At 69.3% G+C, this 20,626-nt stretch carries 17 protein-coding genes; 4 read left to right on the forward strand and 13 right to left on the reverse strand.

Annotation, left to right across the window (positions count from 1 at the left end; genetic code table 11):
- Positions 1–21 precede the first annotated feature (21 nt).
- The 11 genes from Q8S40_RS01745 to Q8S40_RS01795 all read right to left on the reverse strand — a co-directional run bounded on the left by Q8S40_RS01745 (position 22) and on the right by Q8S40_RS01795 (position 11,973).
- On the reverse strand, positions 22–834 hold the full coding sequence (locus Q8S40_RS01745; RefSeq protein WP_305669057.1) for a creatininase family protein: 813 nt from the start codon (positions 832–834) through the stop codon (positions 22–24).
- A 12-nt stretch (positions 835–846) separates the two neighbouring features.
- Entirely contained in the window at positions 847–1,821 is a 975-nt protein-coding gene (locus Q8S40_RS01750; RefSeq protein WP_305669058.1) for an ABC transporter ATP-binding protein, read from the reverse strand.
- The gene (locus tag Q8S40_RS01755; protein ID WP_305669059.1) at positions 1,818–3,638 is read right to left on the reverse strand and encodes a dipeptide/oligopeptide/nickel ABC transporter permease/ATP-binding protein; all 1,821 of its coding nucleotides are present in this window, start codon (positions 3,636–3,638) and stop codon (positions 1,818–1,820) included. The genes Q8S40_RS01750 and Q8S40_RS01755 overlap by 4 nt, the downstream gene beginning before the upstream one ends.
- On the reverse strand, positions 3,635–4,585 hold the full coding sequence (locus Q8S40_RS01760) for an ABC transporter permease (protein ID WP_305669060.1): 951 nt from the start codon (positions 4,583–4,585) through the stop codon (positions 3,635–3,637). The genes Q8S40_RS01755 and Q8S40_RS01760 overlap by 4 nt, the downstream gene beginning before the upstream one ends.
- Entirely contained in the window at positions 4,585–6,117 is a 1,533-nt protein-coding gene (locus Q8S40_RS01765; RefSeq protein WP_305669061.1) for an ABC transporter substrate-binding protein, read from the reverse strand. Before Q8S40_RS01765 ends, Q8S40_RS01760 begins: the two co-directional genes overlap by 1 nt.
- Before the next feature lie 84 nt (positions 6,118–6,201).
- Complete coding sequence (locus tag Q8S40_RS01770) at positions 6,202–7,266, reverse strand: ABC transporter ATP-binding protein (RefSeq protein WP_305669062.1); 1,065 nt, start codon at positions 7,264–7,266, stop codon at positions 6,202–6,204.
- Positions 7,263–8,063, reverse strand: coding sequence for an ABC transporter permease (locus tag Q8S40_RS01775; protein ID WP_305669063.1), 801 nt, complete (start codon positions 8,061–8,063; stop codon positions 7,263–7,265). The genes Q8S40_RS01770 and Q8S40_RS01775 overlap by 4 nt, the downstream gene beginning before the upstream one ends.
- Complete coding sequence (locus Q8S40_RS01780; protein WP_305669064.1) at positions 8,063–9,244, reverse strand: ABC transporter permease; 1,182 nt, start codon at positions 9,242–9,244, stop codon at positions 8,063–8,065. The genes Q8S40_RS01775 and Q8S40_RS01780 overlap by 1 nt, the downstream gene beginning before the upstream one ends.
- Positions 9,241–10,254: an extracellular solute-binding protein gene (locus Q8S40_RS01785; protein WP_305669065.1), complete on the reverse strand. Its 1,014-nt coding sequence runs from the start codon at positions 10,252–10,254 to the stop codon at positions 9,241–9,243. The genes Q8S40_RS01780 and Q8S40_RS01785 overlap by 4 nt, the downstream gene beginning before the upstream one ends.
- Before the next feature lie 18 nt (positions 10,255–10,272).
- Positions 10,273–11,223, reverse strand: coding sequence for an aminotransferase class IV (locus tag Q8S40_RS01790; RefSeq protein WP_305669066.1), 951 nt, complete (start codon positions 11,221–11,223; stop codon positions 10,273–10,275).
- Between the two features lie 45 nt (positions 11,224–11,268).
- Positions 11,269–11,973 carry a hypothetical protein gene (locus Q8S40_RS01795; protein WP_305669067.1) on the reverse strand — a complete coding sequence of 235 codons (705 nt, stop codon included), beginning with the start codon at positions 11,971–11,973 and terminating at the stop codon, positions 11,269–11,271.
- 106 nt (positions 11,974–12,079) lie between these two features.
- On the opposite strand from Q8S40_RS01795, the gene Q8S40_RS01800 reads away from it, so the two are divergent.
- Positions 12,080–13,054, forward strand: coding sequence for a tripartite tricarboxylate transporter substrate binding protein (locus Q8S40_RS01800; protein WP_305669068.1), 975 nt, complete (start codon positions 12,080–12,082; stop codon positions 13,052–13,054).
- A 60-nt stretch (positions 13,055–13,114) separates the two neighbouring features.
- Here the strand turns inward: Q8S40_RS01800 and Q8S40_RS01805 are convergent, their stop codons facing one another.
- Both Q8S40_RS01805 and Q8S40_RS01810 read right to left on the reverse strand, forming a co-directional pair.
- On the reverse strand, positions 13,115–14,902 hold the full coding sequence (locus Q8S40_RS01805; RefSeq protein ID WP_305669069.1) for a DEAD/DEAH box helicase: 1,788 nt from the start codon (positions 14,900–14,902) through the stop codon (positions 13,115–13,117).
- 80 nt (positions 14,903–14,982) lie between these two features.
- Positions 14,983–16,233 carry a CaiB/BaiF CoA-transferase family protein gene (locus Q8S40_RS01810; RefSeq protein ID WP_305669070.1) on the reverse strand — a complete coding sequence of 417 codons (1,251 nt, stop codon included), beginning with the start codon at positions 16,231–16,233 and terminating at the stop codon, positions 14,983–14,985.
- A 122-nt stretch (positions 16,234–16,355) separates the two neighbouring features.
- Between Q8S40_RS01810 and Q8S40_RS01815 the strand changes: the two genes are divergently transcribed.
- From Q8S40_RS01815 to Q8S40_RS01825, 3 genes are all read left to right on the forward strand, one after another.
- A complete protein-coding gene (locus Q8S40_RS01815; protein ID WP_304815173.1) occupies positions 16,356–17,294 on the forward strand; it encodes a LysR substrate-binding domain-containing protein in 939 nt (312 codons plus the stop codon).
- A 185-nt stretch (positions 17,295–17,479) separates the two neighbouring features.
- Positions 17,480–18,586, forward strand: a complete 1,107-nt coding sequence (locus tag Q8S40_RS01820; RefSeq protein WP_305669071.1) for a tripartite tricarboxylate transporter substrate binding protein — start codon at positions 17,480–17,482, stop codon at positions 18,584–18,586.
- Between the two features lie 65 nt (positions 18,587–18,651).
- Positions 18,652–20,622, forward strand: a complete 1,971-nt coding sequence (locus Q8S40_RS01825; RefSeq protein ID WP_305669072.1) for a tripartite tricarboxylate transporter permease — start codon at positions 18,652–18,654, stop codon at positions 20,620–20,622.
- Positions 20,623–20,626: the final 4 nt, after the last annotated feature.

The following is a 20,626-nucleotide window of genomic DNA, read 5'->3' on the forward strand; positions in this document are numbered from 1 at the left end:
CGCGGCCCTGAATTTCTGCAGCTACTGCTTCGCGTAGTGGTGGCAGAAGCCTGCGCCGATTTCCGTCAGCCGGTCCGCGATCAGCTTGCCGGATTCGGCGCTGCACAGCCGCGGGTCGCCGGTGCCGAGGCCGTTCGGGCTGACGGCGTCATACTCGATCGGCACCGTCACCTCGGCACCCTGGAAGCTCAGCGAGCCCCAGCCCTGGAAGGGCAGGCCCAGCGCCTCGGGGTTGCCGCTGCGCGGTTCGGGAATGAGGTCCGTGCGGATGCGCTCCGGGAACAGATGCATGCCGAGGCTGGTCAGCGGATCGGCGCCGTGGCTGGAGACAGCCTTCGCCTTCTCCGCGCCCAGCAGCTTTGGCATTTCCGCATAGGCGATTCGCCAGAGATACAGCGCCGGGATCACCAGCCCCGTCTTGTGCATCACCGCGCGCGTCGCCTCGTTGATGACGTTGACGTTGCCGCCATGGCCGTTGATGACGACCAGCTTCGTCAGCTTGTGCCGCAGCAATTCGCCGAACATCTCGTCCAGCACGGCGCGGAAGGTGGCGGCGGACAGCGCGATGCCGCCGGGCATCGGGCCGAAGAAATCCCCCTTGCCGAAGGGCAGCACCGGCGCCACCACGGTGCGCGTGCCTTCCGCCGTGGCGCGCAGCGCGATCAGCTCGGCCATCTTCTCGGCCAGAAAATAGTCGCCCATTGGCGCATGCGGGCCCTGATCCTCATGGCTGCCCATCGGCAGCAGGATCACCGGGTTCTGCGGATAGAGCGTGCGGGCCTCATCGCCCGTGATCTCGCCCATGCGGACTTTCGTCGGCGATATCTCAGTCATGCTGGCGGTTCCTCAGTTGATCTCATCGGCACGGATGCAGGCGACACGGTGGGCCAAACTGCCGAATTCGCGAAGGGGTGGCACGGTCTCCGCGCATTCCGGCCGCACATGCCGGCAGCGTGTGCGGAACACGCAGCCGGAGGGCGGGTCGGAGGGGCTGGGCGGCTCGCCGGGTAGGATCTCGCGCGTCAGCCGACGCGCCGGGTCGAGCATCGGCGTGGCCGACAGCAGCGCCCGCGTATAGGGGTGCAACGGGCGGGCAAAGACTTCCGCCACCGGGCCCTCTTCCATGACGCGGCCCAGATACATGACGATGACCCGGTCACACAGATGCCGCACCACGGGCAAATCGTGGCTGATGAACAGCATCGCGAGGCCGAGGTCGCGCCGCAGTTCCGCCAGCAGCTTCACCACCTGCGCCTGGATCGAGACATCCAGCGCCGAGACCGGCTCATCCGCCACCAGGAAATCCGGATTGGTGGCCAGCGCGCGCGCAATGCCGAGTCGCTGCCGCTGGCCGCCGGAGAATTCATGCGGATAGGCATCCAGCCGCTGCGGATCGAGGCCGACGCGCACGAACATTTCCGTCAATTGCGCGCGGCGTTCGGCGGCGGAGAGGCTGGTGTGGATGGCCAGCCCGTCCTCCACCTGTGCGCCGATGGTGCGCCGTGCATCGAGACTTCCGAACGGGTCCTGGAAGACAATACCCATGCGCGCGCGCAGCGCCCGCCAGGCGGCACTGCCGGGTTTCGGCAGCACCATGCCATCGAACCGCACAGCACCGCCCGTGGCGGCCAGCAGGCCGAGCAGGACGCGGCCCAGCGTGGACTTGCCACTGCCGCTTTCGCCAACGACGCCCAGCGCCTCCCCCCGCGCCACCGTCGCATCCACGCCAGCCACGGCACGCACCGGCTTGCCGAGCGCGAAGATGCCGCGCGGCGCGAAGGTCATCTCGACGCGCTCGGCAACCACCAGCGGCTCACTCATGCGCGCAGCTCCCGCCAGCGCACGCAGCGCACCGCCTGGCCCTGCACCTCCTCCAGCGGCGGCGGCGTCTCGCAGGCTTCGGTCGCGAAGGTGCAGCGCGGCGCGAAGCGGCAGCCGGGCGGCCAGCGATCGGGGCGCGGCACCACGCCCGGAATACCCTCCGGCTCGATATCCCCATCTGGCACCGCAGCCAGCAAGGCGCGCGTATAGGGGTGCAGCGGATTGGCAAAGACCTGCGAAACGGGGCCGCGTTCCACCACCTGCGCGGCGTACATCACCACCACATCCTCCGCCACTTCCGCGACGACGCCGAGCGAATGGGTGATGAGCACCAGGCCCATCCCCTCCTCGCGCCTGAGATCCGCCAGCAGGTCCAGGATCGCGGCCTGCACCGTCACATCCAGCGCCGTGGTGGGCTCATCCGCGATCAGCAGGCGCGGCTTGTTGGCGATCGCCATGGCGATCATCACGCGCTGGCGCATGCCGCCCGAGAGTTCGTGCGGATAGGCCCGCGCGCGACGATCGGGATCCGCGATGCCGACGCGCTTGAGCAGCCCCACCGCCTCCGCGCTCGCCTTCGCCGCCGGCACGTCGCGATGCGCGCGAATCGCCTCCGCCACCTGATCGCCGACGCGATGCACCGGGTTCAGGCTGCTCATCGGGTCCTGGAACACCATCGCCATGGCGCCGCCGCGCAGCTTGCGCCGCGCGGCTTCGGGCATGCGCAGCAGATCCTCACCATCGAAGCGCGCCACGCCATCCGCCACGCGCGCGGCTGGTGGCAGCAGCCCCATGATGGCGGTGGCGGCCATGGACTTGCCGGAACCGCTTTCACCCACGATCGCCAGCGTGCGCCCGGTATCGAGGCGGAAGGACATGTCCTCCACCGGCCGGATAATGCCGCCGGGCACCGCGATCTCCACCGTCAGCCCCTGCACATCCAGCAGCGGCCGCGGCGCGGCCGGCGCCGGGAACAGGCCGGGCAGCAGGCGGTCCACCAGCCGCAGCTTCGGTGCGCCGCCGCCGCCGCGCTTGTCCGCTACGTCGCGCACCGCATCGCACAGCAGGTTCATGGCCAGGATGGTCGCCGTCAGCGCCAGGCAGGGCCACAGCAGCAGCATCGGCGCCTGTTCCATCGTGGCACGCGCACCGCGGATCATCAGCCCCCAACTCGGCGTCGGCGGCACTACACCCAGGCCGAGAAACGACAAACCGCTTTCCAGCACGACGGCCGAGGCCACCGCCAGGGAGACCTGCACCAGCACCGGCCCGGCGATATTCGGCAGCACCGTGCGCAGCAGGATGCGCGGTGTGCGGGCGCCGAGGGCGCGCACCGCCTCGACATAATCCTGGCTGCGCGCCGACAGCACCTCCGCGAAGCTCACGCGAATGAAGCCGGGCAGATACAGCACGGACAGCACCAGGATCAGCGTGCCGGTACCCGGGCCGAGCAGCGTGACAACCAGCAGCGCCAGCAGCACCGGCGGAAAGCACAGCACCACATCCGCACCGCGAATCGCCAGCACCTCCGCCAGCCCGCGGAACCAGCCGCCCAGCAGGCCGAGCGCCGTGCCGATCACCGCCGCGATGGCGGCGGAGGCGAAGGCGACGGCCAGCGAGGATCGCGCACCCCAGATCAGCCGGGACATCACATCGCGGCCGAATTCATCGCGCCCCATCGGGCTGCCGGGCAGATAGGCGACGAGGCGGTTCGCCACATCCTGCCGCACCGGATCCATCAGCGGCAGCAAAGGTGCGGCGGCCGCGATCAGCACGATCAGCGCGACGAATCCGGCAGGCAGCCACAGCCGCCTCATGAGCGGGTGATCCGTGGGTCGAGCGCGGCGTAGATCAGATCCATCGCCAGGTTGATCAGCAGGAACAGGCCGGAGACGGTGATGACGATGCCGACCACCATGGGATAATCCCGCGCCTCCACCGCGCGCAGCAGCGGCGTGGAGAGGCCGGGCCAGTTGAAGACATATTCCACCAGCACCGTGCCGCCGAGCAGCGTGCCCATCTGCAGGCCGAGCACGGTGGTGACCGGGATCAGCGCGTTTCGCACCACATGCCTTCGCAGAACCCGTTGTGGCGTCAGCCCCTTGGCCCGCGCCGTGCGGACATGGTCGCGCGACAATGCATCCAGCACGGAGGCGCGCGTCATGCGGAAGATGGTGGCCGCCAGCCCCTTGGCGACCGCGATGGCGGGCAGCGACAGCAGCACCAGATGCCGCATCGGATCCTCCGCGAGCGGCACATAGCCGCCCGCGGGCATCCAGCGCAGCCATTGCGCCAGCACCAGGATCAGCAGCGTGCCGAGCACGAAGACCGGCACCGCCTGCAACACCGCGGCGAGCGACGACGCGATGCGGTCGAAGGCGCCACCCTGCCGCACCGCGGCGAAGGTGCCGGCCGGCAGCGCGACCAGCACGGCCAGCAGCGTGCCGGCCAGGATCAGCTCCAGCGTGCGCGGCAGGCGCAGCGCAATCTCGGCGGAGACCGGATAATCATCGACCAGGGAGGTGCCAAGATCGCCCTGCGTCAGGCCATAGAGAAAGGCGCCATACTGCTCCAGGATCGGCCGGTTCAGGCCGAGCCGTTCGCGCAGCTCCGCGATGGCATAGGCATCCGGCATGGCGCCGCCGGTGGAGAGCAGCATCTCCGCCGGATCGCCCGGCACCATGTGCAGCGCCAGGAAGACAATGCTCGCCACCACCCACATCAGCAGCAGCGACAACCCAACCCGTCTTGCCAGCCACCACATCAGCCGAACGCCGCGAACTCCAGTAACGCCCCCGAGGATGTGGTCAGCGCGCCCGGCAGGTTGGTGAAGCCGGTGATGCGGCGGTCGAAGCCGTAACCCTGTTCACGCCAGGCCAGCGCCACCACCGGCACTTCCTCCAGCGCCGCGCGCTGCATGTCCTTGTAGATCTCGATGCGCTTCGCCTGGTCGAACTCGGTGCGGCCCTTGGCCAGCAGCTCCACCGTGCGCGGCGTGGACAGGCGGAAGGAACGGCCATGCGCGTCGGACAGCGAGGTGTCCAGTACCACCGTCAGCCCATCCGGATCGTTGAAATCGGCCGAGACGCCATGCACCGCGATGTCGTACTGCCCGCGGATGCCGGCGGAAACGCGGGTGGACCAGTCGGTCAGCCGCAGCTCCGCCTGAATGCCGATGGCGGCGAGGTATTGCTGGCTGATCTCGGCGCTGTCCTTGTGCATGCCGAATTGCGAGGTCGCGAGCAGCGTCGTGGAGAAGCCGTTCGGAAAACCTGCCTGCGTCAGCAGCGCCTTGGCACGTTCTGGATCATAGGCGTGGCCCTTGGCGAGTTCGGCGTCGTACCAGGGCGTCCCCTCGACGATCGGCATGCCCTCGATCGGCTTGCCGCGGCCGGAGAAAGCGACGCGCACGATATCCTCACGCTTCACCGCATGGGCGACGGCGCGGCGGACGAGCGGGTTGTTGAAGGGCGGGCGGGTGCCGTTGAACAGGATGTCCATGAACGGACCCATCTGCGCGTCCAGCTTCAGCCGCGGGTCATTCTCCACCGCCGCCATGCCGGACCAGGGCACATATTCGACCATGTCCACATCGCCGGATTGCAGCGCAGCAAGGCGCAGGTTCTCATCCGCATAGACCACCATGCGGATCACCGGCGTGCGCGGCAGGCCCGGCACCCAGTAGTTGTTCGCCTTCTCAAGCTGAATCCAGGTGCCGCGTTCCTGCGACGCCACGCGATACGGGCCGCAGCCAATGGCGTTCGCCATGTCGCGGGAGCCGCGCCAGACGATCGCCATGTTGTAATTGGCGAACCACAGCGGCGCGGTGACGTTCGGCGCCTTCATCACAAGCCGCACCGTGTGCGGATCCGGCGTCTCCACACGCTCGATCTGCTGCATCTGCGTACGGTAGTAGGCCGTGGAGCGTTCAGCGGCGATCTGCTCGATGCACCACTTCACATCCTCCGCGGTCACCTTCTCCCCGTTGTGGAAGACGGCGTCGGGCCGCAGCTTGAAGACCCAGGCCCCTTCGGCATCGCGCGAATATTCGCTGGCGAGTTCGCCCTGCAATTCGCCCTTCTCATCGAAGCGCATCAGGCGGCGATGGATCAGCATCTTCACCGTGCCGGCGGAGGCGCCGGTGGAGGGCCAGGGCTGGAGATTGGGCGGCCAGGCGGAGAGGCCCATGCGGATCACGCCGGGCCGCTGCTGCGCGCGCGCCGGATTGGTCAGCATCGGTGCCGCGCCCAGGCCGGCTGCGGCACCGAACAGCGTGCGTCGGGTCAGATGGGGCATGGGTTTTCCCTTCGGCGGGTGCGATGCAGCAAATTCACCTCGAATGCCACGCGGGAAGACGTCGCCTGTCAAGCGCAATCTGGCTCAATCCGCGGGAAACACCGTGACGGCCGCCTCGGGAATGCCGAGCTCGACCATTGTGCCCGGCTGCGGCACCGCATCCTGCCGCGGCAGTTTCACGATGAAATCCGTGCGGCCGGCATGCGCCAGGCGCAGCCGCGAATGGTCGCCGAGATACACCACCTCCTCCACCCGCGCGGTGGCGGCATTCGTCATGCCTTGCGCCGCCGCCCCCAGCGCCACACGCTCCGGCCGGATGGAGAGCAGCGCGGCAGCGCCCGCCGGCAGGTCGTGCGGTGTGGCGGTCAGCACGCTGCCATCGCCAAGTCGCAGCCGCGTCGCATCCAGCACGCGCGCGGCAAGGCGGTTATTCTCCCCGATGAAGCCGGCGACGAAGGGGTTGGCCGGGTGCTCATACACCGCCTCCGCCGTGCCGAGCTGCTGGATGCGGCCTTCGTTGAACACGGCGATGCGGTCCGACAGGGTCAGCGCCTCCGCCTGGTCATGCGTGACATAGACCATGGTGACGCCGAGCTGCGCGTGGATGCGGCGGATCTCGGTCTGCAACTCCTCCCGCAACTGCTTGTCCAGCGCGCCGAGGGGTTCATCCAGCAGCACCAGCTTCGGCTCGAAGATCAGCGCGCGGGCGAGCGCCACGCGCTGCTGCTGGCCGCCGGATAGCTGTTGCGGGCGGCGATCGCCGAAGCCGGGCAGACGCACCATTTCCAGCGCGCGCTGCGTGCGGCTGGCGATCTCGGCGCGCGGCATCCGGCGGATGGAGAGCGGGAAAGCGAGGTTCTCCGCCACCGTCATATGCGGAAACAGCGCGTAGTTCTGGAACACCACCCCGATGCCGCGGCGATGCGGTGGCACCGTGTCGATGCGCGCGCCATCCAGCTCGATGCGGCCGGAGGATGGGTCCTCGAAGCCGGCCAGCATCATCAACGTGGTGGTCTTGCCGGAGCCGGAGGGTCCGAGCAGGGTCAGGAACTCGCCGCGCTGCACATCGAGGTTCAGCGCGGCCACGACCTGCGTATGGCCGTCATAGGTCTTCGTCACGTCACGGAAGCGCACCAGCGGGGCGGTCATCGCACCACCTTCCGCGCGGCACGCAGCCGCAGCGCCTCGCTCACCAGCAGGAAGATCAGCGAGCACAGGAACAGCAGCGTGGCGGCGGCCAGGATGGTGGGGGTGAGGAATTCGCGGACCGAGGCATACATCTGCCGCGGCAGGGTGAACTGCCCGGGTCCGGCCAGGAACAGCGTGATGACGAATTCATCGAGCGAGGTGGCAAAGGCAAACACGGCGCCGGCCGCGATGCCCGGCCAGGTGTTCGGCACCACCACGCGCAGGATCGCCGGCAGCGGCGCCGCGCCGAGCGAGGCGGCGGCGCGCAGCAGATTGGCATCGAAGGTCTGCAAGGTGGCCAGCACCGCCATCACCACGAAGGGCACCGCAACCACCGTATGCCCCAGCACCAGCCCGAGCAGCGAGCCGGAAAGGCCCGCCAGCGAATAGGCGAAATACATGGAGGCCGCGGTGACGATGTAGGGCGTGACCAGCGGCAGCGTCAGCAGCGTGACCAGCAGCGCCTTGCCGCGAAACCGCCCAAGCTGCAGCCCGATGGCCGCCGCCGTGCCGAGCGGCGTGGCCAGGATTGTGGTGGCGATGGCGACGACAAAACTGTTGCGCGTGGCCAGCACCCAGCGCCCGGCGGTCAGGAAATCCTCATACCAGCGCAGGGAAAAGCCGCGCGGCGGCAGCACCATCAGCTCTGTGGGGGAGAAGGACAGCACCACCACGGCCAGCATCGGCGCCATCAGGAAACCGAGCACCAGCACCGTGGTGCCGCGCAGCAGCAGGCGCGCGAGCGGATGGTCGCGCATCAGGCGCGCGCCCCGGCCTGGATGGTGCCGCCGGTCAGGATGCGGGTCAGCGCGATGACGGCGCCACTCATTGCCAGAAGGTAGGCAGAGAGCGCGGCGGCCATGCCCCAGTTCACGTCGCGCGTCATGAAATTGGCGATGAACCAGGTCACCATCTGGTCCCGGTCGCCACCGACCAGCGCCGGCGCGGTGTACATGCCGACCGACAACAGGAACACCATGGCCCCGCCCGCCGCCACACCCGGCAGGCTGAGTGGCAGCCACACACGGAAGAAGCGCTGCACCCCATTAGCACCGAGCGAGGCGGCGGCGCGCAGATAGGTGGCGTCCAGCCGCGTCATCACGCTGTGCATCGGCAAAATGGCGAAGGGCAGCAGCACATGCACCAGCGCCAGCAACACCGCGATGCGCGTGCCGAGGATCTGCGCCGGCGCCTCCAGAATCCCGATGCCGATCAGCGCATCATTCACCGGCCCTTCCCGTTGCAGCAGCACGAACCAGGCGGTGGTGCGCACCAGCACGGAGGACCAGAACGGGATCAGCACCAGGGTCAGCGCCACGGAGGACCAGGGCGCGCGCAGCCGGGTGATGGTGTAGGCCACCGGATAGGCCAGCAGCACGCAGATGGCGGTGACCAGCAGGCTGACCCAGAGCGTGCGGATGAACAGCGTCTGGAACAGCTTTTCGTCGTCGGGCACCTGCATCACCGCGCCATCGGGCCCGCGAGTCAGATCCATCGCGCGCAGCAGGTACAGCGAGGTGGTCGGCCCGCCGGCGCGTTGCAGCATCAGCCATGTCTCGCTTTCGCCCCAGCGCGCATCCAGCGCGACCAGCGAGGCGACGTAGGGCGCCTGGAGCCGGTCTCCGGCCCGCGCGGTGCGCAGCAGCAGCGTGCGAAGCCCGGTGCGTTCGAAATTCATCCGCTGCGCGACATCGCCGATGCGGCGTTCCTCGAGCGCCGCGGCCAGTTCCCGCGCGACCGCCGCGAAGGCTGCTTCCGGCGGCAGCCGCTGCCCGTCCCACGCCGCCAGTATCGTGCTGGTGTCCGGCAAGGCCGCCGCCACCTCCCGGTCCGCCACCGCGCGGAACAACGTGAGGCCCACAGGCATCAGGAAGCTGCCGATAATCAACAGCAGCAGCGGCGCGATCAGCAGCGCCGCCAGCCAGTTCGTGCGCCTCAACGATTAAGCCAGGAGGCGAAGCGCTGCTCCAGATCCGGGCCGTTCTCCAGCCAGAACTCGGTATCGATCTCAAGGCCGCCGGCCTGGTGGTTCGTCATCATCAGCGGGTTGCGCGCGCGCACATCCGGGTCGTCGGCGACGGATTGCACCGCCGGGTTGATCGGCCACAGCCGCGTCAATTCCAGCAGCGGCCCGGGGCTGGTGATGTGCTCGATCAGCCGCATGCCCTGCGCCGCATTGGGCGAGCCGCGCACCACCGCCCAGCTGTCATAGGCATACAGCAAGGTGGACCAGCGCAGATTGTAGCGCGCCCCGGCGCGGATGCCGTTGGCGACACGGCCGACGAAGCCCACCGCATAGGCGACCTCCCCGCTGTTCACCAGCTCGATCGGCTGCTGCCCGCCGGTCCAGAAGGTCAGATGCGGGCGCAGCCGGTCGAGCGCCGCGAAGGCGCGCTGCTGGCCCTGTGGGGTCGCCAGCACCTTGTAGACATCGGCTGGCGCCACGCCATCGCCCATCAGCGCGATCTCCAGCGTCATCCGCGCGCCGCGCCGCATGGAACGGCGGCCGGGGAAGCGGGCGGTGTCGAAGAACTCGGTAAAATTGGACGGGCCGTTCGGGTGCCGCGCCTCGTCGTAGAAGACCGAGACACCCCAGCCGATGGCGCCCGCGCCGCAGGTGGTGGCGCCACCCGGCATGAACTTCGAACGATCGACAACGGACCAGTCGATACGCTCGAAGATGCCATCCTCGCAGCCGCGCACCAGGTCCGGCGCCTCGACCATCACCACATCCCAGGTGACGTTGCGGGCGGCGACCATCGCGCGGATCGGGCCGACATTGTAGTCATACGCCGTATCCACCACCGGCCCGCCGGGGAAGGTTGCGAACAGCGTGCTGCGCATATGGTCCTGCAGCGCGCCGCCGCCGGCCACGATGGTCAGGTCGCGCGCCATTGCGGGCGTTGCAGCCAGGATAAGGGCGGCTAGGGGGGCGAGCAGGCGCCGCATTGTCTGGGTCTCCGATCGTCAGATGGGCGGGATGTCGGATATCGGCGTGATGTGCCAGCCGGCATTCTTCCGGGCATAGTAGGTATTGAGCAAGCGCGTCGTGATCGGCCCCGGCACGCCATCCCCGATCGGCGCGCCATCCAGCCTTGTCAGCGGGAACAGGCCGCAGGAGGTGGCGGTCAGGAAGGCCTCCTCCGCCCCGGCCAGTTGCTCCGGCATCAGCCTTCCATAGCGGGCGGGAATGCCGAGATCGGCCGCGATCTCGAACATGCTGCGGCAGGAAATCCCCTCCAGCACGCCGGCATCCGGCGCCAGCAGCCCGCCATCGATCACCGCCACCACGTTGAAGCCGGGCGCTTCCGCCACCGCGCCATCGGTGGCGCACAGGATGGGCACGTCGCAGCCGGCATCCTTGGCCAGGAAGGCGGCGCGGATGAAATCGCCCCAATGGGTGTTCTTCCACACCGGATTCACCGCGCTGGCCGGAATCCGCGCCACGTCGCGCACCAGCATGGCGTTCTGGCCGCGCTGCATCTCCGCCGGCTGGCCGCGCAGGATCAGCGGCGTGACGGTGGCGAAGAAGCGGTTGGTCGCCTTGGTCGGGTCGCGCGTGCCGGGCACCGTCATGCCGCGGGTACAGGCGAAATAGACCAGCGCATCCGGCAGGCCGCTCTGCCGCACCAGATCCGCCAGTAGCCGCCGCATGGCATCCCGGCCCATCCCCGCATCCAGCCGCAGCCCGGCCATCGAGGCGAAGAAGCGGTCCAGGTGATCCTCCAGCCGGAAGAAGCCGCCCCGCCAGACATGCACCACGTCATAGGTCATGTCGGCATACATCAGGCCGAGGTCGCGGACCGGGATCTTCGCCTCGGCCAGCGGCACCACCGCCCCGTCGATATAGCCGAGGGCGCGGCTGAAATCCGCGTTCGCCACGGTCAGGTGCGTGGGAACCTGCAAAGCCTCGGCCATCGGGCACTCCTTGTGGGCGAGCATAGGAAGCCGTGGCGCGCCGCGTCAAACCGGCGTTTTGAAGGCCCCCTGCCCCGCCACGTCCGCCCAGGCCCGGAAGGAAGGCGAGGGTGTGACCCGGCCGGAACGCAGCAGGTCGAGCCAGGCGGAAGTCGCCTTGACGAAGCGGTTCACGCCGCGCGGCCAGATCGCCAGGCTCATCGCCTCCGCCATAAGCGGCTCCTCCACCCCCAGCGCATAGGCGGATTCGAGTGCGGCGCCGAGGCCCCACATCTCCTCGCAGGCCGTGTGCACGCCGATCAGCGCGATCCGCGCGAGGCTGGGGGAAAGTGGCGTGCCCTGGAGCAGCGCATCGCAGCCCTGCAGATATTCGCGCGCTGCCGGCAGGTCCGGGAATTGCGCCTGCCAATGCGTGGCGATGCAGGCATAGCGCGCCGAACCCGCGGCCCAGCCCGCCAGCCGAAACACCGCCGCGGCCAGCGCATCATCGCCGCCGGCCTGGCGGAATTTGTGCAGGTGGTGGGTGCCGACCGGTTCATCGCAGCCAGCGAGGATGGCGAGCCACACCACCTCCTTCTCCAGCGGCGCCAGATGGCGCTGCTCCAAGGTCAGCGCGCGGTACATCGCCTCATAGGACTGGTGCAGTTCCGGCAGGGCGGCGGCCATGGCGCCGTGATGCGGCAGCACGAAGCCGCGCGCCGCACGGATCTGTTCCAATGCGTGGCGAACATCATCGGGGGATCTGTCCATGCGGCGAGTGTCGGAAGGCGCGCCGGGGTGGTCAAGCCGACGGGGCTGGCGTCATCGGTACGGTTCGGGCCAGATTGTCCTGTCAAACAGGCTCCAGAGGTAGAACATGCTGCGTCGCCACGCCCTGACCATGCTCGCCGCCCCCTTCCTGCTGCCCCGCGCAGCCAACGCCCAACCCGCCTGGGCCCCGACCAGACCGGTGACAATGGTGGTGCCCTTCCCGCCCGGCGGGCCGACCGACCTGGCGGCGCGGGTGGTGCAGCAGGGCATGTCGGCGGCGCTCGGCCAGCCGGTGGTGGTGGACAACCGACCAGGTGCCACGGGTGCCATCGGGTCCCGCTACGTCGCGCAGCAGCCGGCGGATGGCCATACGCTGCTGGTGGCCGCCAGCGGCACGCTGACCATCAATCCGGTGGTGCTGCGGACTCCGGGCTACGATGTGGAGAAGGATTTCGTACCGGTCACGCTGGTGATGACGGCGCCGAACATGCTTGTGGTCCACCCCTCCATCCCCGCGACGACGGTGGCGGAGGTGGTGGCCTGGATGAAGACCATCCCGGGTGGCCCGGCCTATGCCTCCTCGGGCGTCGGGTCCTCGGAGCAGTTGGGCATGGAACTGTTCAAGCTGCTGACGCAGACGGAGGCGCTGCCGGTGCCTTTCGCCGGCGGCCCGGCCGCGGCCACCGCCGTGATCCAGAACACCGCGCCCTTCGCCGTGCTGAACGCGGCGACGGTGGGCATCCATGTGCAGGCGGGCCGGCTGCGCGGCATCGCCGTCTGCGGACCGAACCGCTTCCCGCAACTGCCGGATGTGCCGACCATGGCCGAACAGGGCCTGCCGGACCACGTCTCCGGCTCCTGGACCGCCATCGTCGCCCCGACCGGCACGCCGGAGCCGGCGCTCGCGCGGCTGAACGAGGTGATCGTGGCCTCGCTGAAGACGCCGGAGGTGACGCAGCGCCTGGCCAATGTCGGCTTCGCGGTGGATGCGACATCGCGCGAGGCGCTGGGCAAGCTGATCGCGGATGATCTGGCCCGCTGGCGCCGGGTGGTGCGGGAAGCACGGATCCAGGTGAACTGAGGGGGCCCACCAAGAGCCCCCACCCAACCCTTCCCCGCATTCGGGGAAGGGCAGGAAGGGTCAGCTCTGCGGGCGGCGCTTTGCCCCGGCATAGGGCGCGCGAGGCTTGTCACCCGCATAAGGCGCCCGGGGCTTGTCGCCACGCGGCGGTCCGGCATAGGCGCGCGGCGCCCGGTCCGGCCGCGGGGGACCAGCCGGCCGGTCCGGCCGGGGCGGCGCCGGACGGTCGCGCTGCGGCTCCCGCGGCGGGGCGCGGCTCGGCGCCGGGGCATTGGGCATCGCCTCGATGCGGATGCGATCGTCATCGTCGCCGGAGACGCGCTGGGCGGAGGCGGCGAAGCGCGCGGCGGCCCAGGGCGCGATCTCGACGCGGGTTTCGCGGTCCATCACCTCGATCCGGCCCACTTCCTTGCGCGTCAGGTCGCCCTTGCGGCAGATGAAGGGCAGGATCCAGCGCGGATCGGCCTGGTCGTGGCGGCCGATGGACAGGCGGAACCACACACCCTCCGCACCCTGTTCGCGCGGCGGGCGCGGGGCGGCGGGCGGCGGGGCGGAAAGCTCCTCCGGCGCGGGCAGGGAGGATCGGAGCGCCTGGAACAGCGCGGCGGCCACCTGCTCCGGCGTCTTGTCCACCAGCAAAGCGCGGGCGAGTTCCATGTCGTCCTCATCCGCCACCGCATCCACGGCGGTGCGGGCCTGGGCGGCCAGGCGCTCACGGTCCTTGGCGCGGACATCCTCGGCGGAGGGCGGGCCGGACCATTCGGCCTGGATGCGGGCATTGGAGAGCAGGCGTTCGGCCAGGCGGCGGCGCGCATGGGTCACCAGCAGCACGGCAACGCCCTTGCGCCCGGCCCGGCCGGTGCGGCCGGAACGGTGCTGGAGCGTTTCCTTGTCGCGCGGCAATTCGGCATGGATGACCAGCCCGAGATCCGGCAGGTCGATGCCGCGGGCGGCCACGTCGGTCGCCACGCAGACCCGGGCGCGGCGGTCGCGCAGCGCCTGCAGGGCGCGGTTGCGCTCCGCCTGGGTCAGCTCGCCCGAAAGCGCCACGGCGGAGAAGCCGCGTTCCGAGAGGCTGCCATGCAGCCGGTTCACCTGTTCGCGGGTGTTGCAGAACACCAGCGCGCCGCCGGATTCGTACCAGCGCAGCGCGTTGACAACCGCGGCCTCAACCTCCCGCGGCCCGACCAGCATGGCGCGGTAGGCGATGTCGCCATGGCGCTCACCCTCCACCGTCGCCGCGATCCGCAGCGCGCCGCGCTGGTAGGAGGCGGCGAGCGCCACGATCTCCCGCGGCACGGTGGCCGAGAACAGCAGGGTACGCCGGGTCTCAGGTGCGCCTTCGAGGATGGCTTCCAGGTCGTCCCGGAAGCCCATGTCCAGCATCTCATCCGCCTCGTCGAGCACGGCGGCGCGGAGCTGGGACAGGTCCATGTTGTTGCGGTCGAGATGGTCCCGCAGCCGGCCCGGCGTGCCGACGACGATCTCGGCGCCCATGCCCAGCGCGCGGCGATCGGCCCGCACATCGGTGCCGCCGACGCAGGCGAGGACGCGGACATGGGTGCCGGAATAAAGCCAGGCCAGCTCCTCCCGCACCTGCATGGCCAGTTCGCGGGTCGGCGCGATCACCAGCGCCAGCGGCGCCTGGCTGCGCCCGCCGGCCAGCACCTGCTCGGCGATGGCGAGGCCGAAGGCGACGGTCTTGCCGGAGCCGGTCTGGGCCGAGACCAGCAGGTCTCGCCCAGCGGTTGCGGGGTCCAGCACGGCGGCCTGGACGGGGGTGGGTTCGGCGTAGCCGCGCTCGGCCAGGGCCTGGGCGAGACGTTCGGGGAGATCGGGAAAGGGCATTGTGACGGGTGTCTAGCGCAGGCGGCGCGATTCCGCACCAACTCCCTCGCCGCGGCGCAGCATGGCAGCCCCGCGCGGGCCTAATTGCCGTGCAGCACAACCCCGGCCGCCCGCAGCCGGGCCAGTTCCGCCGCGCCCAGCAGCGGGCCGAGCAGCGCGTCATTATCCGCCCCCAGCTTCGGGGCGGGGTTGCGCAGGATGCCGGGGGTCACCGACAGGCGCGGGACCTCGCCATGCATGGGCAGCCAGCCATCCGGCATGTCCTCATCCGGCACCTCGATCAGCGCCTCCCGCTCCGCGATGTAGGCATCCTGGTCTAGTTCCGAGACATCCATGATCGGGCCGATGGTCACGCCATCCCGGTCGAATTGCGCCAGCGCCTCGGCGCGATCCATGCCGGCGATGGCGTCGCGGATGACGCCGTCGATCACCTCGATATTCGCCAGGCGGTCCGGGTTGGTGCGGAAGCGCGGGTCGTCCACCAGTTCGGGCCGGCCAATGCTGGCCATCAGACGCACGAACACCGCCTGGGTGCTGGTGGACAGGCTGAGCCAGCCGCCATCCCGGGTGCGATAGGCGTTGCGCGGGGCGGTGTTGGTGCTGCGGCTGCCGGTGCGCGGCTTCACCTGGCCGCTGATCCGCCAATTCGCCATCTGCGGTTCCAGCACCGCGAAGATCGGCTCGAACAGGGACAGGTCCACCACCTGCCCCTGCCCCGTCGCCTTCGCATGCCATAGCGCGATCATGGCGGCGGAGGCGCCGTAGAGGCCCGCATAGGCATCCGCCATGAACATCGGCGGCAGCACCGGTTCGCGGTCCGCGAAGCCGTTCAGCGCGGCGAAGCCGGCATAGCCCTCAACCAATGTGCCGAAACCCGGCTTGTGGCGGAACGGCCCGGTCTGGCCCCAGCCGGAGACGCGGATGATGACCAGCGCCGGGTTGATCGCCAGCAACTCCTCCGGCCCCAGACCCATCTCCTCGAGCACGCCGGGACGGAAGCTCTCGACGAAAATCGCGGCATCCGCCACCAGCCGCTTCACCACCGCCACAGCCTCCGCCTGCCGCAGGTCAAGGCAGAGGCTGCGCTTGTTGCGGCAGCAGGTCTTCCAGGCGGTCTCGATGCCGCCGACCTTCCAGGCGCGCAGGCTGTCGCCTGCCGGCGGCTCCACCTTCACCACCTCCGCCCCATGGTCGGCCAGCACCTTGGTGAGCATGTTGCCTGCCACCAGGCGGGACAGATCCACCACCCGCACCCCGTCCAGCGCCCCCTTCGCCGCCGGGTCGAACTGCCGCCGGTGTTTCGGCTGGCGCGATTTTTCGTGCGTTTCCAAGTGGCGACACTCCCCTGCTCCGCAGCCGTAAGGCCGCCACTCGGCCAGCGTCAATCCGGGCCTGCTGGACGATTTGCGGTTAAATGCCTATCAGTTGCATTCTGCGTTTCCGGACCTTGCCCATGACGCTCGCCGGACTATCCCTGCGTGACCTGGAATACCTGCTGGCCGTCGCGGAGCATCTCAGCTTCGGCCGGGCCGCGCAGGCCTGCGCCGTCAGCCAGCCCACGCTTTCCGCGCAGATCCGCAAGATCGAGGAGCTCCTCCAGGTCGAGTGCTTCGAGCGCGCCCCCCGCGGCGTGCTGATTACGCCCCGCGGTGCCGAGCTGGCAGCCCAGGCCCGGCTGGTGGTGGCCGAGGCGCGGCGGATGTTCGAGATTGCAGCCGCCGGCGCCGCCCCGCTGGAGGGCACCTTCCGGCTCGGCGTCATCTCCACCCTCGGCCCCTACCTGGTGCCCTTCCTGCTGAAGCCGCTGCGCGCCCGCTTCCCGCAGCTTCGCCTGCTGCTGTCAGAGGGGCTGACCCGGCAATTGGCGCGGCAGGTGGAGGATGGGGAGTTGGATGCGATCCTCGCCGCCTCCCCCCTGCCCGGCCCGGACCTGACCGAACTCAAGCTGTTCCGGGAGGAATTCGTGCTGGTGGTGCCGCGCGACCACCCGCTCGCCCGGGTCGAGCAGGTGGCGCAGGACGACATCCCGGTCCCTGAGCTGATCCTGCTGAGCGAAGGCCACTGCCTGCGCGACCACTCCCTGGCCTATTGCCCCACCCGCCTGCAGGTCGACCGGCCCGAATTGCAGGCGGCGAGCCTGGAGACGCTGCGCCAGATGGTCGCGGCGGGCGTCGGCGTGTCCTTCATGCCGCAGCTTGCCGTGCAGATCGGCGCGCTGCTGGATGACATGGTGGCCTATCGCCGCATCGGCGATGGCGGCATGGGGCGCGATGTCGCGCTGTTCCACCGCCCCGGCTTCAGCCGCATCCGCGATGTCCGCCTGCTGCGCCAGGCGATCCGCGAGATCCTGTCCGAACAGAGCGCCGTGAAAGTGGCCGCAACGCTGGCCTGAAGCGGCGGCATTTCCGAAAAACCCGGCCGGCTCGCCCGGCGCAACATCCGGCATGGACGCCGCTGCAGAATTGCGACAAAGAGCGAGGCGTGAGCTTCGCGCCTGGCGCGTTCGCTCGGTGCAATCATTGCAATGGGTTCATCGACCGCGCGGAGCCAACCAGCGGCCTTTTCGGGAGACTTCACATGACACAGCCAGCCACCCCCTTCCTGTCCAGCCGTCGCAGCCTGCTGCGCGCGGGCGCCGGCCTTGGTGCGGCCGCCGCGTTGCCGGGCTTCGCCCAGGCCCAGGATTTCGCCGGGCGCACGATCGAATTCGTCATTCCCTTCGCCGAGGCCGGCGGCAGCGATGTCTGGGCGCGCTTCATGGCGCCGTATCTCGGCAAGCACCTGCCAGGCCAGCCCAATGTCATCGTCCGCAACGTGCCGGGCGGCGGGTCCATCACCGGGACCAACACCTTCTACCAGCGGGCACGGCCGGATGGGCTGAGCTTCATCGGCACCTCCGGCTCCACCCAGTTCCCCTATCTGCTGGGTGATCCGCGGGTGCGCTACGACTATACGCGGATGATCCCGACCTACGTCTCTCCCACCGGCGGCGTGGTCTATCTGCCGAAGAGCCTGGGCATCGAGAATGCCTCCCAGCTCGGCCGGCTGCGTGACCGGGAACTGATCTATGGCAGCCAGGGTGCCACGTCGCTGGACCTGGTGCCGATGCTGGCCTTCCGCCTGCTCGGGCTGAATGTGCGCCATGTGTTCGGCATGCGCGGCCGCGGCGAGGCACGTCTCGGCCTGATGCGCGGCGAGATCACCATCGACTACCAGACCTCCTCCGCCTTCATCACCCAGGTGATGCCGATGGTGGAGGCGGGCACGGCGGTGCCGATGTTCTCCTATGGCGTGCTGGACGGGCAGGGCAATGTGCAGCGCGACCCGTCCTTCCCGAACCTGCCGCATTTCGTCGAGGCGTATGAAATGGTGAACGGCCGCAAGCCGTCCGGCGTGGAATACGACGCCTACCTCGCCTTCTTCGCCTCCGGCTTCGCCGGCCAGAAGCCCGCGCTGCTGCCGCCCAACACGCCGGCCAACATTGTCGCCACCTATCGCAAGGCCTTCGCCGACGCGGTGGCGGACCCGGAGCTGCAGGCGCGCAAGGGTGATGTGCTGGGTGAATACCAGCAGGCCGTGGGCGACGATGTGGAGGCGGTCTACCGCATCGCCACCACCATCAAGCCCGAGGCCCGCGAATGGGTGCGGGACTTCCTGGCCACCAACCACAACGTCCGATTCTGAGCGGGCGGGCGGGCGGGGCGCGCAAGCGCCCGCCCGCCACCCTGCGCCGCGAAGGCTAGCCCCCGATGATTGATCTGTTCTTCGCGACGCTCGGCAATCTGCTGACGTTGCAGCATATGGGATATATGCTGGCCGGCGTCAGCCTCGGCTTGGTGATCGGCGTGCTGCCGGGGGTGGGCGGCATTGCTGGTCTCTCGCTGCTGCTGCCGTTCCTCTACGGCATGGATTCGACCTCGGCGCTGGCCATGCTGATCGGCCTGCTGGCCATCATCCCCACCGCCGACACCTTCACCTCCATCCTGATGGGCATCCCCGGCTCCTCCGCCTCCCAGGCCACGGTGCTGGATGGGTTTCCGCTGGCCAAGCAGGGTGAGGCGGCGCGCGCGCTGTCCGCGGCCTTCGCGGCCTCGATGATCGGCGGATTGTTCGGCGCACTGCTGCTGACCTTCGCGGTGCTGGTGGCGGCCCCGATCATCCTGGCCTTCGGCACCGCCGAATTGTTCATGCTGACGCTGTTCGGACTTTCCATGGTGGGCGTGCTGTCCGGCGCCAACATGGTGAAGGGCATCGCCTCCGCCTGCCTCGGCCTCGGCTTCGGGCTGGTCGGCGCGGCGCCGGCCACCAGCGAGTACCGCATGGATTTCGGCATGCTGTACCTCTCGGACGGCATTCCCCTGGTCACCGTGGCGCTCGGCATCTTCGCGCTGCCTGAGATCCTGGACCTGTTGCGCGGCGGTGGCTCCATCGCGCAGGGCGCGCAGCTCGGCCGCGGCTGGTTCCGCGGCGTGCGCGACACGCTGGCGAATTTCTGGCTGACGCTGCGCTGTTCGGGCATCGGCGCGCTGATCGGCGCCATCCCGGGCATTGGCGGCAGCGTCGTGGACTGGATCGCCTATGGCCATGTCGTGCAGACCACGAAGGACAAGTCGCAATTCGGCAAGGGCGACATCCGCGGCGTGATCGCGCCGGAATCCGCCAACAACGCCACCGCCGCCGGCGCGCTGCTGCCGACGCTGCTGTTCGGCATTCCCGGTTCGGGGTCGATGGCGATCTTCCTCGCCGCGATGATCCTGCTCGGCATCCAGCCCGGCCCGGGCATGGCCAGCAACGACCTTGGCATCACCTACACCATCATCTGGTCGCTCGCGATCGCGAACGTCATTGGCACCGCGATGTGCATCGTGCTGGCGCCCGGCATCGCGAAGTTGACGGCGGTACGCTACGCGCTGATCGCACCGTTCATGATCATGGTGATCTGCTTCGCCGCCTTCCAGGCGACACGCAGCTTCGCCGACCTGATGGCGCTGCTGGCCATGGGCATCCTCGGCATCTTCCTGCGCCGCTTCGGCTGGTCGCGCCCCGCCTTCCTGATCGGCTTCGTGCTGGCACTGGGTGGCGAGCGTTATCTGTACCAGGCCGTGCAGTTCTATGGCTGGGGCTTCCTGACGCGGCCGCTGGTGCTGGTGATCGCGGCCATCACGATCATCTCCATCTGGGCCGGCCTGCGCGGGACGAAAAGCGGCAGCAGCATCCATACCGAAGGCGCGGCGGAGTATTCCATCGCCCGCAACATGACACCGCAGGTCATCTTCTCCGGCATCGTGCTGGTGGGCTTCGGCTTCGCCATCCAGCAGGGGCTGGGCGTGTCCTTCCTGGCGCAGATCTTCCCGATCGCGGTGGGCATTGTCGGCGGCCTCGCCACCCTGCTGCTGCTGGTGCAACAGATGCGCGGCCCGGTCGCCGCGGGGTCCGCGAATTTCGACAGCGAGGCGCGGGCCGCCGATGGTGGGCCGTGGCGCTTCCTGCTGTGGTTCCTGGGCTTCATGGGCGCGATCGGCCTGGTCGGCTTCTTCGCCGCGTTGATCGGCTTCTTCGTGGTCTTTCTGCGGGTGGTGGCGCGATCTTCCTGGGTTCAGACGGTGGCGCTGACGGCCGGTGCGGGTGGCCTGATGCTGGTGCTGGCCAATGCGCTGAACCTGGTATTCCCTGGCGGCCTGCTGCAGGAGTATTTCGACCTGCCCTGGCCATTCCGCTGACGCC

Source organism: Falsiroseomonas sp. (assembly GCF_030695085.1).
Lineage (GTDB): Bacteria > Pseudomonadota > Alphaproteobacteria > Acetobacterales > Acetobacteraceae > Falsiroseomonas.

Coding starts and splice junctions, on each gene's coding strand:
- Q8S40_RS01745 (WP_305669057.1), bottom strand. CDS start 834: ATGACTGAGATATCGCCGACGAAAGTCCGCATGGGCGAGATCACGGGC.
- Q8S40_RS01750 (WP_305669058.1), bottom strand. CDS start 1,821: ATGAGTGAGCCGCTGGTGGTTGCCGAGCGCGTCGAGATGACCTTCGCG.
- Q8S40_RS01755 (WP_305669059.1), bottom strand. CDS start 3,638: ATGAGGCGGCTGTGGCTGCCTGCCGGATTCGTCGCGCTGATCGTGCTG.
- Q8S40_RS01760 (WP_305669060.1), bottom strand. CDS start 4,585: ATGTGGTGGCTGGCAAGACGGGTTGGGTTGTCGCTGCTGCTGATGTGG.
- Q8S40_RS01765 (WP_305669061.1), bottom strand. CDS start 6,117: ATGCCCCATCTGACCCGACGCACGCTGTTCGGTGCCGCAGCCGGCCTG.
- Q8S40_RS01770 (WP_305669062.1), bottom strand. CDS start 7,266: ATGACCGCCCCGCTGGTGCGCTTCCGTGACGTGACGAAGACCTATGAC.
- Q8S40_RS01775 (WP_305669063.1), bottom strand. CDS start 8,063: ATGCGCGACCATCCGCTCGCGCGCCTGCTGCTGCGCGGCACCACGGTG.
- Q8S40_RS01785 (WP_305669065.1), bottom strand. CDS start 10,254: ATGCGGCGCCTGCTCGCCCCCCTAGCCGCCCTTATCCTGGCTGCAACG.
- Q8S40_RS01790 (WP_305669066.1), bottom strand. CDS start 11,223: ATGGCCGAGGCTTTGCAGGTTCCCACGCACCTGACCGTGGCGAACGCG.
- Q8S40_RS01795 (WP_305669067.1), bottom strand. CDS start 11,973: ATGGACAGATCCCCCGATGATGTTCGCCACGCATTGGAACAGATCCGT.
- Q8S40_RS01800 (WP_305669068.1), top strand. CDS start 12,080: ATGCTGCGTCGCCACGCCCTGACCATGCTCGCCGCCCCCTTCCTGCTG.
- Q8S40_RS01805 (WP_305669069.1), bottom strand. CDS start 14,902: ATGCCCTTTCCCGATCTCCCCGAACGTCTCGCCCAGGCCCTGGCCGAG.
- Q8S40_RS01815 (WP_304815173.1), top strand. CDS start 16,356: ATGACGCTCGCCGGACTATCCCTGCGTGACCTGGAATACCTGCTGGCC.
- Q8S40_RS01820 (WP_305669071.1), top strand. CDS start 17,480: ATGACACAGCCAGCCACCCCCTTCCTGTCCAGCCGTCGCAGCCTGCTG.
- Q8S40_RS01825 (WP_305669072.1), top strand. CDS start 18,652: ATGATTGATCTGTTCTTCGCGACGCTCGGCAATCTGCTGACGTTGCAG.